The organism is Vibrio aphrogenes (genome assembly GCF_002157735.2).
Lineage (GTDB): Bacteria > Pseudomonadota > Gammaproteobacteria > Enterobacterales > Vibrionaceae > Vibrio > Vibrio aphrogenes.
In genome coordinates this window covers 2,231,183-2,244,984 of record NZ_AP018689.1, presented here as the reverse complement: position 1 = coordinate 2,244,984, position 13,802 = coordinate 2,231,183, and the positions used below count along the sequence as shown (strand labels likewise).

Below are 13,802 nucleotides of genomic sequence, written 5' to 3'. Positions count from 1 at the left end.
GTGCGTCTCATTGTTCTGATTTGAGCGACTTTTCTGTCTCAAGGGGATTGAGTGAATCGCTGGGAAGGCTTGGTGAGTAAGGGCTGGGAGGGGAGCGAAGGAGGTTGTCCCAATGGGCATCACTGTTGAGTCGTGCTTCTTTTTATCTTTTTGTAAGGAAGAGAAAACCCAAACAAATATGCTTGGGTTATCGGTTTCTTATGTCTACAAGTAGGGGCTGTTGCCTGCGGATCTCGTCGCGAGTGGTATAACGATAAGAAAAAATGACACGTTCGTCAATTGATTACCTATAAGGGGTTCTGTGAAGTTGTTTATTCTTACGCAGAGATGTTTTTCGATTATTTAGTGTAGTAAATCGTTATGATAGTCCACAAATCGATGGAAATACTACTACCAGTAAGATTACGGATCTTTTTATGAATAACGCTATTTAATTTCAATGTTTCAAATACCATTTAACCGTATCGAGAATTCCTTTGTCAAAAGATAAATCAGGCTTCCAATTTAAATCATGTTTTATTTTTTTTGAATCGACAGCATAACGGACATCATGACCAGGTCTATCCTTTGTATAAATAATTAAGTCTTTATATTTTTGTATTCCTTTAGGTTTGGAGGGAGAGAGTTCTTCGAGAATTTGACAAATTTTATGGATAACGTGAATGTTAGTCATCGGGTTATCTCCACCGATATTATAACTTTCTCCTATTTTTCCTTTTCTTATTACAAAATATAAAGCTCGAGCGTGGTCTTCGACATGTAACCAGTCTCTAACCTGTAAGCCATTACCATAAATTTCAATTGATCTTCCTGAGAGTGCATTTAATATTGTCTTTGGAATTAACTTTTCTGGGTATTGGTAAGGGCCATAGTTATTTGAGCTATTGGTGATAATCGTTGGTAAGCCATAAGTGCGTTGCCAAGCTCTAACTAAGTGATCACTTGATGCTTTAGAGGCGGAATAAGGTGAGCTCGGCATATAGGGTGTGCTTTCGGTAAATAGGTGATTAGAGTCTTTTAGATCGCCATACACTTCGTCAGTTGAAATATGATGAAATCGAAATGCTGCTTTAGCTTTATTATTTAGATTTTTCCAATATAGGCGTGAGGTCTCAAGAAGTTGATAGGTGCCGATAATATTAGTATAAATAAAATCATTAGGATTATTAATTGATTTATCAACGTGAGACTCAGCAGCCAGATTCATAACAGCATCTGGTTTATATTTATTGAATAATTTCTCGAGTTCTAGGCGGTTGCAAATATCAACTTTTTCAAATTGATATCGCTCATTATTTTCAATTTCTGATAAATTTTCAAGGTTTCCAGCATAAGTTAATTTATCAACATTAATCACGTTGTCATCAGTGTTGTTAATAATGTATCTAATAACAGCAGAACCAATAAACCCTGCACCACCAGTAATTAAAATATTCATATTTCGTAAAATTGCTCTTTTCTTTGATATGCTTGTAAAGGTATATATCACTTAGTTATTTCAGGATTTTACTTCTTTTTAATCTTAATTTATAGGTGTGTTTTCATTATGAAACTTCAAGTTAATCGATAAATGTTCCAGTGATAATGGTGGTAATATTAGGGGATTAAAGAGAGTATACATTGACACGTAGGCTCAATATCTTTACATTAAAAACCGCTTTTTTAAGGCTTAGATTCGTTCCGGGTATCGATAAGATAAACGAATGTTTTTAAGGTGTTGTGATACTGTATCCACTTGTATTGAGGCTAGTTTGTACTCGTTCATTGCTCTCTTTTTTATTTTCTTTGTGTCTTTTGCGGTTCTTTTCCTTCTACGAAAATGGGCAAAAAAAGTAGGTTTAGTCGATAAGCCAAACGAACGTAAGTTACACAAAGGTGCAGTACCTTTAGTTGGGGGGATAGCGATATCTTTTACTTTTTTATACTTCCTCTTTAACAATGACCATTTGCTCTATGAGGTTAATTTGTATGCGATTTCTATCCTTACCTTGGTTGTGGTTGGGGCATTAGATGACAAGTATGATCTCAGTTTTAAATTACGTTTTGCCATACAAGCTCTTTTGTCAGTTTCAATGATGGCCATGGCCAATTTACAGCTTCATGCACTAGGTAATGTGTTTGGTTATGGGAGCGTAGATCTTGGCTATTTAGGGTATGTCGTGACGGTATTTGCTGTGATTGGCGCTATCAATGCATTCAATATGGTTGATGGTATTGATGGTCTTTTAGGTGGCTTATCGATGGTCACCTTTGGTGGGCTAGGTTTTATGCTACTTTATGATGGTCAATATAACCTGTCTTATCTCTGCTTGGTTCTCATTGTTATTATTTTGCCATACATTTTATTAAATCTCGGAGCCTTTGGTCGGAAGCGTAAAGTCTTTATGGGAGATGCGGGAAGTATGGTGATTGGTTTTACGGTTATTTGGTTTTTGCTCGTAGCAAGCCAAAATGGTACCAAACCACCATTACGCCCAGTGACTGCATTATGGTTAATTGCTGTACCTTTGTTAGACATGGCCGCCATTATGATTCGTCGTATGCGTCGTGGTTGTTCACCATTTAAACCTGATAGAGAGCATTTACATCATATCTTCCAAAGGCTTGGCTTGAACTCTACACAAACATTGGTGGCGATCTGTAGTATTGCAATGCTATTTGCCGCTTTTGGGATCTATGGTGAAATCGTTAATATCCCTGAATATATTATGTTCTACTTATTTATTGGTTGCTTTATTACTTATACATTATTGTTATCTTATGTATGGAGAATCACCGCAAAAATCCGTGAACTAAGACAAGCGACAACAACGAAAACAGAATAAACCTAAACACGTTGATTTCCCTTCTTAGCGGGATTTAAAGATTAAGTTCCGCTATCTTTCCTTCATTTCACATCTTTCTCGCTATGCTGCTCTTTCATTTTTATCATGACTAATGTTCTTATCGATTAGTTGCTATTGGTCGAGTTATATACCCCATTTCTATCATCTGCACGCATACGCTTTGCTTGTGTTGAGCACTCCTCAAGGTGTGAATTCAAACGACGTAACTGAACAAAAAGCATTGAAAAAATCATCATAAATTTCCTCTAATTGGTGTGAGTATTGACATCATAATGGCCAAATGTGGGTGGAATATGAGGAAAATGTGGTCTTAGTCGTCATTTTTGACGCTATAATGTCGTTTTACCCTAAACCAATGAGCATGATGTGATAATGTCATCGATAACTTATTGATTTTATATGTGATCAGTCTCTTAAATTACCGTTTTAAACTCGTTGTCTTTATGTAGGATGACCTTAATCACGTCATTGTTTTTTTGGGGTTGGTAGCATCATGGTTTAATACCTAATAAGAGGTGTTAGATCTACATGAAATATCGAATTAATGGCTTTTTATATTACGATGTGATTGATGCGACTTTGAGCATCCATGATGATGGTCTATCTGATACACAGTTATCGATTACGGCAAATGCTCTGTTGTACTTTTTATTGCAAAGTGAAGGTGTGATTTCTCGTGATGAGATCTTAAAGGCCGTATGGGATGAAAATGGACTCATCTCATCAAATGGTAACCTTAACCAATATTTGAGTTTATTACGGAAAACCTTTCGTCATTATCAGATAGAAGATTTTATTGTTACGGTTGCTCGTGGACGATTAGAAATCAATAAAAACATTCATGTTGAAGTCATCGATGATAATCAACTACATCCGCTCTTTTGGCATCAACAACCTCAACACCATCCAGATTCGATTTTTCAACCTATAGACTCAACAAGTCCAGCTAGCCCAACAATGGCCAAAAGTTCAAAGCTCGACAATGATCATCAAGAGCGAGCCTGGCAAATCGCAAGTTTAGTTTTATTGAGTTGTATTGTGCTTATGCTTGGGTTTGTATTAATCGGAAATGTACGCTTTTTTCCTACGCAAGAGGGTGAGTTCTTTAAGTTAACTCGACTTCCTGTCGCTTCGTGTAATGTCTATATCGGTGAAGACTTTAATAACCCTAAACTAGAGCACAGTTATCAAGAGCGCTTCGATGCTATGCGTCAAACCTTAGATCTTGAATGTTTGGCTGGATTAAGTTTTGTTTTTTATGACAGTGATAAGTTGAACAATAAAGAATTGGGACGGATCTTTATGGCTCAATGTACAACCAACGAAAAGAATTCGTATGTCTATTGTGATAATTATTTTTACTATAAAGGGAAGTCGTCATGAACATGAGTTACTTTAAAAGTTGGAAATGGTGTTTTTTAGGCCTTCTTATTCCTTTCTTCTTTGTTGGGAAATATATTGTTTCTCTGTGGTTTTTGAATACGCAAGGTCCGATGCAGTGTACCGCTCAATCGGTGATGACTTTTGAGGAAAAAGTAACGGATAATCTCAATGTTAATATCCATTTTGGTTTTGCAAGAAATGGACGAGGAACGATAGTGGTAGAGGGGTACTCTCATTCTCAAATGGGATGGAAATATATGCAGCGTTTTGTCAATTTTGACTATGAGGTGAAATCACTATCCAATGTTGAATGGGAGTATAACGTCAAAAACTGGTCCTCACATTCATCCCCATTAGATGCTACGCCGGACTTTCTATTTGAGTATTTTATGAATGAGATGGCTGGTAACTATCCCGATTTACGTATTCAAGCAAAACAACTTAATTCCAGTACCGTGCTTTTAAGCTCGATGCACTCACCGTTATTTATCTGTTCCCTGACTCAATAGCTTTTGTCTGCTCTTTTCTCGTTTTTCTCTTTCTTTTAACTGTCGTAATTCACTTGATGACCTACCGGTAAGTGTCAATGTGACTCATAAATTTTATATTGAATGAGGCTTTATATGCTCAATGTTTTTATTCGTGCTTTTAATGGCAATGAATTTAAAAACTGTGATCTGGGTTTTTTATAAAATATCGCTTAAATATAAAAAACAATATTTTGATGTAAATTGGTGCCAGGTTATTCAATAAATCTGGTCTAATAACCTAAATATCTCATTTGTCAGTAATAATGTGACATTCTAAGGCGAGAGACGTTATGTTGTTAGTGAAGTCACTTATAACGTGCTCTATCAGGGGGATGAGGACTTTATTTATTTTACCAGTGGCTTCGTTATCTAATGCGAAGGAGTGAAGAGATGATAGGTTGTTGATGAATGTTAAGTTGATTAACGTTAAATAATCACAACCGAGAGAACGTAAATATTACCTTGCTAGCCATACTTCTAGTGGGAAATCAGGTGAAGGAGTTCAGTTATGATGTTTGATAAAGATTTAGAATCCATCCAAGCCGCCCGTGAGTTAATCCATAATGCCAAACAAGCCCAACAAGAATATGCTAAGTTTTCTCAGCAGCAAATAGATGCCATTGTGGCGCACGTTGCAACAGAGGCCGCGTTGCATGCTGAAGATCTGGCCAAAGTTGCACAGAAAGAAACAGGGTTTGGACGCTGGCAAGATAAAGTCCTGAAGAATATTTTTGCTTCTACGCAAGTCCATGAATATATTCGTGACATGAAAACAATCGGTATTATTTCTGATGATCCTGTTAATCAGATGATGGAAGTCGGTGTGCCAATCGGGATTATTACGGCATTAATTCCATCGACGAACCCAACGTCGACGATTTTCTACAAGGCCTTAATTGCCTTAAAAGCAGGTAACGCAATTATTTTCTCACCTCACCCACATGCCAAACAATGTAGCCAACAAGCGGTAGAGATCGTTAAGCGTGCTGCATTAGAGGCAGGCGCTCCTGCTGGGATCATCGATGGCGTAACCTTGTTGACGATGCAAGCGACAGAAGCCTTGATGAAGAGTGACGATGTGTCTTTGATTTTGGCAACCGGTGGTGAAGCCATGGTGAAAGCAGCTTATGCATCCGGAACTCCAACCATTAGTGGTGGGCCGGGTAATGGTCCTGCCTTTATTGAGCGTAGTGCAAACATCCCACAAGCGGTTAAAGATATCATTACCAGTAAAACCTTTGATAATGGTGTTATTTGCGCCTCTGAACAGTCGATTATTGTTGAGCGTTGTATCTCAGAGCAAGTGTATTTTGAATTAGAACGCCAAGGTGCTTATTTACTCAATGAGCTAGAGTCTCAACAAGTTGCTAATATTTTATTGCGACCTAACGGGATGCTTAACGCTGAACTGGTCGGCTTATCAGCGGTCACGGTTGCCCAAAAAGCAGGCTTTAAAGTGCCAGAAACAACGACAGTGTTAGTATCGCTTCAAGATACTGTGTCATTGAAAAACCCATACTCACGGGAAAAACTGTGTCCAGTATTAGGATTGTATGTTGAAGAAGATTGGCAAGGTGCTTGTGAACGTATCATGGAATTACTTACCAACGAAGGTATTGGGCATACTTTAGTGATTCATACGCAAAGTCCAGATATTGTGCGAGAGTTTGCGTTAGAAAAACCAGTCTATCGAATCTTGGTTAACACTCCTGCTGCCTTGGGCGCAATTGGGGCAACAACTAATATGACCCCAGCGCTAACACTGGGTTGTGGGGCATTGGGTGGTGGCTCAAGTTCGGATAACGTGAGCCCTATGAACTTAATTAACATTAAGCGAGTCGGGTATGGTGTACGTTCAATTGAAGATCTGCGTAAACCAGTTGCGGCCTTTGCATCAGAACCAGAGTTAGTTGGATGAGCGCTGGTGGGATAAAAGAACATTCAGTGATGGTTAAATATAAGGAATAAGCATCACTGAACAACCCTTCCTATAGAGAGAGCCTTATATTCAATAAGGTCTAGATAGCGCGTAGAGCCAATTGTCTACGCGCTTTTTTTATGGTGATTGGTATTAGTATCATGTCTCAAGATAAGATCTTAAGCTTCTTTATATTCATAATGGTAATACCCATAACCACCATAGTTTGCTGCGGCTTTTTTCTCTATCGCATTGAGAATAAAACCTTTAATTTCTATACCATTTTGTTCAAAGCGTTGCCAAGCGATTTCCGTTTCTTTGATTGTGGTTTTTTCAAAACGGCCGACCATTAATGTTGTCCCCGCATGGCGACCAATAATTGCCGCATCGGTCACAGCTAAAACAGGTGGAGTATCAATTAAAACCAAATCATAATGTTCTGAAGCCCAATCCAATAGAGTTTTTAATCGAGAATGCATCAGGAGCTCGGAAGGGTTCGGGGGGATAGCTCCTCGGCTGATGCAGCTTAAATTCTCGATTGGAAGAGTTTGAATAATATCATCAATATCAACTTGCCCGCTCAAGTAATCCGAAAGCCCGGGGGTCAAGTTACAATTTATGGTTTTATGAATATGGCCTTTACGCATATCGGAATCTATTAACAACGTTTTTTGATTCGATTGAGCAATAATACTGGCCATATTCGTAGAAACAAAAGATTTCCCTAATGATGGGCTTGGGCCAGAAATCATAAGGATATTATTTTTTGCTTCCATCATGGCAAAGTGTAGGCTTGTTCTTAAACTACGCAATGCTTCAATAGAGAGATCGCCTGGATTTGATAATGATAATAAAGATTGCTCTATAGTAAGAGTTTGCTTTCTCTTTTCTCTCTTTTTATCAATATCAATTTGTCCAGATGAGACCGGAATTGAGGCATAAACAGGTAAACCTATATCTTCAATTTGTTCTGCCGATTCAATCCCACGATGCATCGCTGTTTTCAGTAATACGAGTGCTACTGATAACATGCCACCTAATAAGGTTGCTAATACTGCAATTAATGGTTTTTTAGGTTTAACCGCTTGAGGGTAACTTTGAGCACCATCAATAATCCTAACGTTACCAATAGTACTGGCTTTAACGATATTCAGCTCTTGAACTTTATTTAACAGTTGAACATATATTTGTTGAGTAACTTCCACATCACGTGTCATGCGTAAAATTTCACGTTGAGTTTTTGGAAGCTTTTCAATACGTTTATTTAAGCGTGCTTTTTCTTCTAATAAGGTTTTACGCTTAGACATAAGTGATTGGTAAGCTGGATGATTTTTGGTATACAACTTAGAGATGTCACTTTCTTTAAATGTTAGCTCGTTTAGTTGTGATTCCAAGGAAACCATCACATTTAATGTGGATTGAGCTTCCATTGTCAGATCAACAGATTCATTAGTCTGGCGGTATTGATTTAATTTATCTTCAGCCTCATTGAGTTGCTCTTTAATTGACGGCAGATGTTTATTTAAAACTTCTAAGCTACTTTCTGCTTCAACAGAGTTGCGAGCCACATTCTGCATAAAATAATTTCGAGCAAGGTCATTAAGTTGCTCTTGAATGTCTGTACGATTTTCACCCATTAATGAGAGCTGTAAAATGCCGGTTTGCTTTCCCCGCTCTGTAATAGATAAATTATTTTGTAGGTTTTGAATTGCTTCAAGACGGCTAATTTTAGCGATGGTAAAGCTATCCTTTGTTTGCCCTTCGAGAGCCATGACAAAAAGAGAGAACCCATTACTCTTTGTTAACTCGCCAACCTTACCTTTTAAGACTAACTGATTTTGGTTATTGGTTAAGCTGAATAGTCCATGTTCTTGATCCGTAATTGTCAGTGTATATGACATTTTTGGATCAGCATTTTCTGGTACATCAAAGCGGCTAATTTTAATGTGTTGGGTATCGCCGAGCAATCTTGCTAACCCTTTTCCAATCACCGGGAAGTGATTCGCACTGCTGGTGGTGGTGAGATTTAGGTTATCGACCGTTTCCCCTAAAACCATGCGAGATTTTAAAATTTCGATTTCGGTAGCAGCCGGAGAGTTTGATTCAAAAATATCACTCATATCACCACTTAAGACTGGCATGCCTGTTGTTTTCTGTTCAATTTGAATCAAAGCATCTGTTTTATAAATAGGTGTGGCGAGTAAGGCATAGCTAACACCAATAATCGAAAATAGAAAAGTAACGAGGATGATGAACCATTTATGATCTAATAACGCCCCAAATAATTTGCCAAGATCAATTTCATCCTCTTGTAGATGTGAATTTTTTATACCTGTTTTTTGTGTATGGTCATTAACACTCATTTATACTAACTACTCATCAAAGTGAATCATTAAGTGGTTGGTCATTTATTTGATATTGACCAATTCCCGTTATTTTATTTTGTTAGCCCATGCTTGTGAGGCAAGTTCTAATTGGCGATATGCAAATTCAAAAGCTTCTCGACTTTTCATATAAGGATCAGGGATTTCTTTTTGACTTAACCATTGACCGAAGAGCATGGTTTTCCCCCTTACTTCTGGTGCGAGATGACAAATGGACTCGAGGTGTTTTTTTTCCATAACTAAAATTAAATCATAGTTTTGGCATAAGGACTGAGTTAATTGCTGTGCTTTATGTCCTTCTAATGACAATCCATGCTCTTGCGCTATTTGATTGGCACTATGATCAGCTTCTTTACCCAATAAGCCACTTTTTTGGGTACCTAAGCCAGCAGAAGCAATATGCTTATCTGGTAGGTGTTGTTGTAATAACTTCTCACCTATTGGTGAGCGGCAGATATTCTCTAGACACACGACGAGTATTTTTTGAAACATGGTATATCCTTTACATGTATAAAATAGGTGCGATTAAATGAAGCGTGACCACATACTTGGTTGTTATATCACTTGCTGTCGCATTGTTATTTTAAATCCGTGTAATAATTTAAACCTTCAGATAAGTTGTTAAACCCGGTAATGGTTGGTAGTAATTTCATGATCACGCGGTTCCAACGAGTGATCGGCGCAGCAGTGACATACACTATGTCGTAAGGCTGCATTTGGAATTCCGTACCAATAACTAAAGCCGTCGCATCTTTGATATCAAGTTGATAGATGTTCGCGATCGGGGGCTGTTCTTGTTGTCCAGCACCATCATCTGATTTAGGCGATGTAGCCTGAACAGGATCATTTTTAATTGAACGAATGACAAACACGCCAGTGGCATCTGCATCAAGCTGGTTAATACCACCCACATTACTCAAGGCCTCGGTTAAGCTCATACCGGAGCGGTCGATTTTAAGAAGTTTGGGATCATTCACTTCGCCCATCACAAACACTTTTTGTGCATCATTACGTGGCACATGGATGATGTCCCCATTTTGAAGAAGGCGGTTTTGAGTTAAATCACCTCTTTGCATGAGAGCGTATAGAGAGATGCTTTCTTCTTTGCCATTACGAGTCAACGTGATGTTACGCCAATCAGCATCCGCACTTAATCCACCGGAACGGTTAATCGCATCTAAGATGGTTAAAGGTACGTTAGAAATAGCTTGTTGACCGGGTTGGTTAATTTCACCTGTTATATAGGCTTTCTGTGAACGAAACGCGGCGACATTGACGTCAACTTGGGGACTTTCAATATACTTAGCTAAACGTTTGGCTATTTCATCACGAATTTCGGTGACGGTTTTGCCTTGAACATGAACGGTTCCAATATAAGGATAAAAAATGCTGCCATCAGCATGAACCCAGTTACCAGATTCACTCGAGCTACGGTAAGAACCGGCAGGAATAGTTAACTCTGGGTGATCCCAAATAGTGATGTTTAAGATATCACCAGGGCCAATGTAGTACTGGTATTGAGCTACTTGTTTATCTAAGTTCGGATTACTTCTTGACGAAACAGGAGAGCCTTTAAAACTTGATACTGTATTGGCCGATAATTGATAGACATTCACACGACTAGAGATATCTTCATCAGAGGATTGTTCTGAGTTGGGTTCAACAATGTGTTTCCCGGATAAGCTAAGATGAGAGCCTGGTAGAGTGCAACCTGATAATAAAACACTTGTTAGCAGCAATGAGAGATGTTTTTTAGTTATGTTCATACAGTCCATCGTACTTCTTGCTTGTTATAGTTTGGCAAGGATTCAAAAATACGTAAGCTAAACTTGCACAGTTAAGTGATGATAAGTCATCCAATAATGTATAAAAATTATCGCGCGATAATATAGGAACTCTTTATTTTGACAAATATATAAATATCAAAAATAATGGTTTGACCACGTTCTTCTAAAAGCTTTATTTGTTTTTAATTAAGATGGATTGTCATCACAAAGTAAAATACCCCTTGATTTTTAACGTTGATCTGATTTCTAAATTATTAGGTTACCTTTTTTTTGAAAAATGAGGCAATCACCTAATGTATTTGTATTATTTATATTTTCCGTGATTAATCTCACACTTTTATAGTTTGCGTGTGTTTATGTGATATTTATTATCAATAAAAAATCTAATGTATTTATTAAGTAGATTTATGAGTTTTTTTGTAGATGTGATTCAGATGAGATTTTTCTAATGATAGTTTATTAGTACTTTATTTGAATGAAGTTGAAGCGAAACTAAAATATTGATTTAATTGTAAGTATCATTTCAGAATGACTATCAATCTGAACATCCGCCTTTCATCGATTTTAACTTTACGATAAGCTCAGTCTTACTGAGGCCTTTAACACGGAATAGACTGTGCTAGAGGTGAATTTTTTTATTTGGATACATTATGAAAATCGCTATTGCAGGTACAGGCTACGTTGGCCTTTCGAATGCCGTTCTCCTATCTCAGCACCATGAAGTGGTTGCCGTCGATATCATCCCTGAAAAAGTCGAGATGATTAACAATAAAAAATCACCCATTGTTGATGCTGAAATTGAGCAATTTCTGGCTCAAAAAGAACTTAACTTAACGGCGACATTAGACAAACAAATCGCTTACCAAGATGCTGACTATGTGGTGATTGCCACACCAACAGATTACGATCCACAAACGAACTATTTTAATACCTCATCTGTGGAAGCGGTGATCCGTGACGTTATGGAGATTAATCCTCAAGCGGTAATGGTGATTAAATCAACCGTTCCAGTAGGTTATACTTCTGATATCAAAGAAAAAATGCAATGTGAGAATATTATGTTCTCGCCAGAGTTTTTACGTGAAGGTCGTGCACTGTACGATAATTTGTACCCATCACGCATTATTGTCGGTGAGCAGTCTGAGCGCGCGAAAGTCTTTGCTGACTTATTGGTGGAAGGGGCTGAAAAACAAGATATTCCGGTATTATTTACCCATTCCACTGAAGCGGAAGCGGTTAAATTATTCTCAAATACTTATCTCGCATTGCGTGTTGCTTACTTTAATGAGCTTGACTCATACGCCGAAGTGAATGGTCTAGATGCTCGTCAAATCATTGAAGGCGTAGGTTTAGATCCTCGAATTGGTGATCATTATAATAACCCATCCTTTGGCTACGGCGGTTATTGCTTACCGAAAGATACTAAGCAGTTATTAGCCAACTACGATTCCGTTCCTAACAATATTATTGGTGCTATCGTTGATGCTAACCGAACTCGTAAAGACTTTGTGGCAGATTCAATCATTAAACGTAACCCCAAAGTGGTTGGTGTCTATCGTTTAATTATGAAAGCGGGCTCTGATAATTTCCGTGCTTCAAGCATTCAAGGCATTATGAAACGTCTGAAAGCAAAAGGCATTGAAGTGGTTGTCTATGAGCCGGTATTAAAAGAAGATGACTTCTTCCGCTCACGTGTTATCCGTGATTTGAATGAGTTTAAACAAGTCTCTGATGTGATCGTATCTAACCGCATGATGGATGAATTATCTGACGTCGCGGATAAAGTGTATACTCGCGATTTATTTGGCTCGGATTAAACGCAGAAAGATTGTTTCTAGTCGCGTGGAAAAGTGAAACAGGAGCCGAGAGCCGGGGACGTTTCTCTCGGGTGGCGAAAGACTTCCCCGTCATTCTAAAAGTGAGGGACGAACTGTTTGGAATCTTCTAGAGCGTGTTGAGTCTCTAATGGTAGTAGGAGATCCTGAACAGCGCTCCTTCGTCGCTTTTCAGGATGACGGAATTTTATTACGAGCAGCGTGTTTGTAATGGTACAGTGATTTACGTGGAAAAGTGAAACAGGAGCCGAGAGCCGGGGATGTTTCACTCGGGAGGCGAAAGACTTCCCCTTCATTCCAAAAGTGAGGGACGAACTGTTTGGAATCTCCTATAGCGTGTTGAGTCTCTAATGGTAGCAGGAGATCCTGAACAGCGCTCCTTCGTCGCTTTTCAGGATGACGGAATTTTATTACGAGCAGCGTGTTTGTAATGGTACAGTGATTTACGTGGAAAAGTGAAACAGGAGCCGAGAGCCGGGGATGTTTCACTCGGGAGGCGAAAGACTTCCCCTTCATTCCAAAAGTGAGGGACGAACTGTTTGGAATCTCCTATAGCGTGTTGAGTCTCTAATGGTAGCAGGAGATCCTGAACAGCGCTCCTTCGTCGCTTTTCAGGATGACGGTTTTTTATTACGAGCAGCGTGTTTGTAATGGTACAGTGATTTTCGTGGAAAAGTGAAACAGGAGACGAGAGCCGGGGACGTTTCACTCGGGAGCCGAAAGACTTCCTCGTCATTCCAAAAGTGAGGGACGAACTGTTTGGAATCTCCTATAGCGTGTTGAGCCTCTAATGGTAGCAGGAGATCCTGAACAGCGCTCCTTCGTCGCTTTTCAGGATGACGGAATTTTATTACGAGCAGCGTGTTTGTAATGGTACAGTGATTTACGTGGAAAAGTGAAACAGGAGCCGAGAGCCGGGGGACGTTTCACTCGGGTGGCGAAAGACTTCCCCGTCATTCCAAAAGTGAGGGCCGAACTGTTTGGAATCTCCTATAGCGTGTTGAGTCTCTAATGGTAGTAGGAGATCCTGAACAGCGCTCCTTCGTCGCTTTTCAGGATGACGGTTTTTTATTGCGAGTAACATGTTTCGTGGAAAAGTGAAACAGGAGCCGAGAGCCG

9 protein-coding genes are annotated in these 13,802 nt (G+C 38.8%); 5 read left to right on the top strand and 4 right to left on the bottom strand.

Annotated elements, in window-relative coordinates; translation table 11 throughout:
* Window positions 1-436: 436 nt before the first annotated feature.
* The gene (rfbB, locus tag VCA1004_RS10190) at window positions 437-1,438 is read right to left on the bottom strand and encodes a dTDP-glucose 4,6-dehydratase (RefSeq protein WP_086981656.1); all 1,002 of its coding nucleotides are present in this window, start codon (window positions 1,436-1,438) and stop codon (window positions 437-439) included.
* A 313-nt stretch (window positions 1,439-1,751) separates the two neighbouring features.
* On the opposite strand from rfbB, the gene wecA reads away from it, so the two are divergent.
* From wecA to VCA1004_RS10170, 4 genes are all read left to right on the top strand, one after another.
* Window positions 1,752-2,825: a UDP-N-acetylglucosamine--undecaprenyl-phosphate N-acetylglucosaminephosphotransferase gene (wecA, locus tag VCA1004_RS10185; RefSeq protein ID WP_232012594.1), complete on the top strand. Its 1,074-nt coding sequence runs from the start codon at window positions 1,752-1,754 to the stop codon at window positions 2,823-2,825.
* A gap of 549 nt (window positions 2,826-3,374) precedes the next feature.
* Window positions 3,375-4,229 (top strand): winged helix-turn-helix domain-containing protein, encoded by an 855-nt coding sequence (locus tag VCA1004_RS10180; RefSeq protein ID WP_086981654.1) that lies wholly within the window; start codon window positions 3,375-3,377, stop codon window positions 4,227-4,229.
* Entirely contained in the window at window positions 4,226-4,738 is a 513-nt protein-coding gene (locus VCA1004_RS10175; RefSeq protein ID WP_086981653.1) for a FidL-like protein, read from the top strand. Before VCA1004_RS10180 ends, VCA1004_RS10175 begins: the two co-directional genes overlap by 4 nt.
* 529 nt (window positions 4,739-5,267) lie before the next feature.
* Window positions 5,268-6,677, top strand: a complete 1,410-nt coding sequence (locus VCA1004_RS10170; RefSeq protein ID WP_086981652.1) for an acetaldehyde dehydrogenase (acetylating) — start codon at window positions 5,268-5,270, stop codon at window positions 6,675-6,677.
* 179 nt (window positions 6,678-6,856) lie between these two features.
* Here VCA1004_RS10170 and VCA1004_RS10165 read toward each other — a convergent pair whose 3' ends face one another.
* The 3 genes from VCA1004_RS10165 to VCA1004_RS10155 form a co-directional block, all read right to left on the bottom strand.
* Entirely contained in the window at window positions 6,857-9,040 is a 2,184-nt protein-coding gene (locus tag VCA1004_RS10165) for a polysaccharide biosynthesis tyrosine autokinase (protein WP_086981651.1), read from the bottom strand.
* 69 nt (window positions 9,041-9,109) lie between these two features.
* Window positions 9,110-9,553 carry an arsenate reductase/protein-tyrosine-phosphatase family protein gene (locus VCA1004_RS10160; RefSeq protein ID WP_126000529.1) on the bottom strand — a complete coding sequence of 148 codons (444 nt, stop codon included), beginning with the start codon at window positions 9,551-9,553 and terminating at the stop codon, window positions 9,110-9,112.
* An 86-nt stretch (window positions 9,554-9,639) separates the two neighbouring features.
* Window positions 9,640-10,827, bottom strand: a complete 1,188-nt coding sequence (locus tag VCA1004_RS10155) for a polysaccharide export protein (protein ID WP_086981649.1) — start codon at window positions 10,825-10,827, stop codon at window positions 9,640-9,642.
* A gap of 671 nt (window positions 10,828-11,498) precedes the next feature.
* On the opposite strand from VCA1004_RS10155, the gene VCA1004_RS10150 reads away from it, so the two are divergent.
* Entirely contained in the window at window positions 11,499-12,665 is a 1,167-nt protein-coding gene (locus VCA1004_RS10150) for a nucleotide sugar dehydrogenase (protein ID WP_086981648.1), read from the top strand.
* Window positions 12,666-13,802 lie beyond the last annotated feature (1,137 nt).

Excerpts from the sequence above, each read along its gene's own strand:
- VCA1004_RS10180 (WP_086981654.1), top strand. The coding sequence starts at position 3,375 with ATGAAATATCGAATTAATGGCTTTTTATATTACGATGTGATTGATGCG.
- VCA1004_RS10175 (WP_086981653.1), top strand. The coding sequence starts at position 4,226 with ATGAACATGAGTTACTTTAAAAGTTGGAAATGGTGTTTTTTAGGCCTT.
- VCA1004_RS10160 (WP_126000529.1), bottom strand. The coding sequence starts at position 9,553 with ATGTTTCAAAAAATACTCGTCGTGTGTCTAGAGAATATCTGCCGCTCA.
- VCA1004_RS10170 (WP_086981652.1), top strand. The coding sequence starts at position 5,268 with ATGATGTTTGATAAAGATTTAGAATCCATCCAAGCCGCCCGTGAGTTA.
- VCA1004_RS10150 (WP_086981648.1), top strand. The coding sequence starts at position 11,499 with ATGAAAATCGCTATTGCAGGTACAGGCTACGTTGGCCTTTCGAATGCC.
- rfbB (WP_086981656.1), bottom strand. The coding sequence starts at position 1,438 with ATGAATATTTTAATTACTGGTGGTGCAGGGTTTATTGGTTCTGCTGTT.
- VCA1004_RS10165 (WP_086981651.1), bottom strand. The coding sequence starts at position 9,040 with ATGAGTGTTAATGACCATACACAAAAAACAGGTATAAAAAATTCACAT.
- VCA1004_RS10155 (WP_086981649.1), bottom strand. The coding sequence starts at position 10,827 with ATGAACATAACTAAAAAACATCTCTCATTGCTGCTAACAAGTGTTTTA.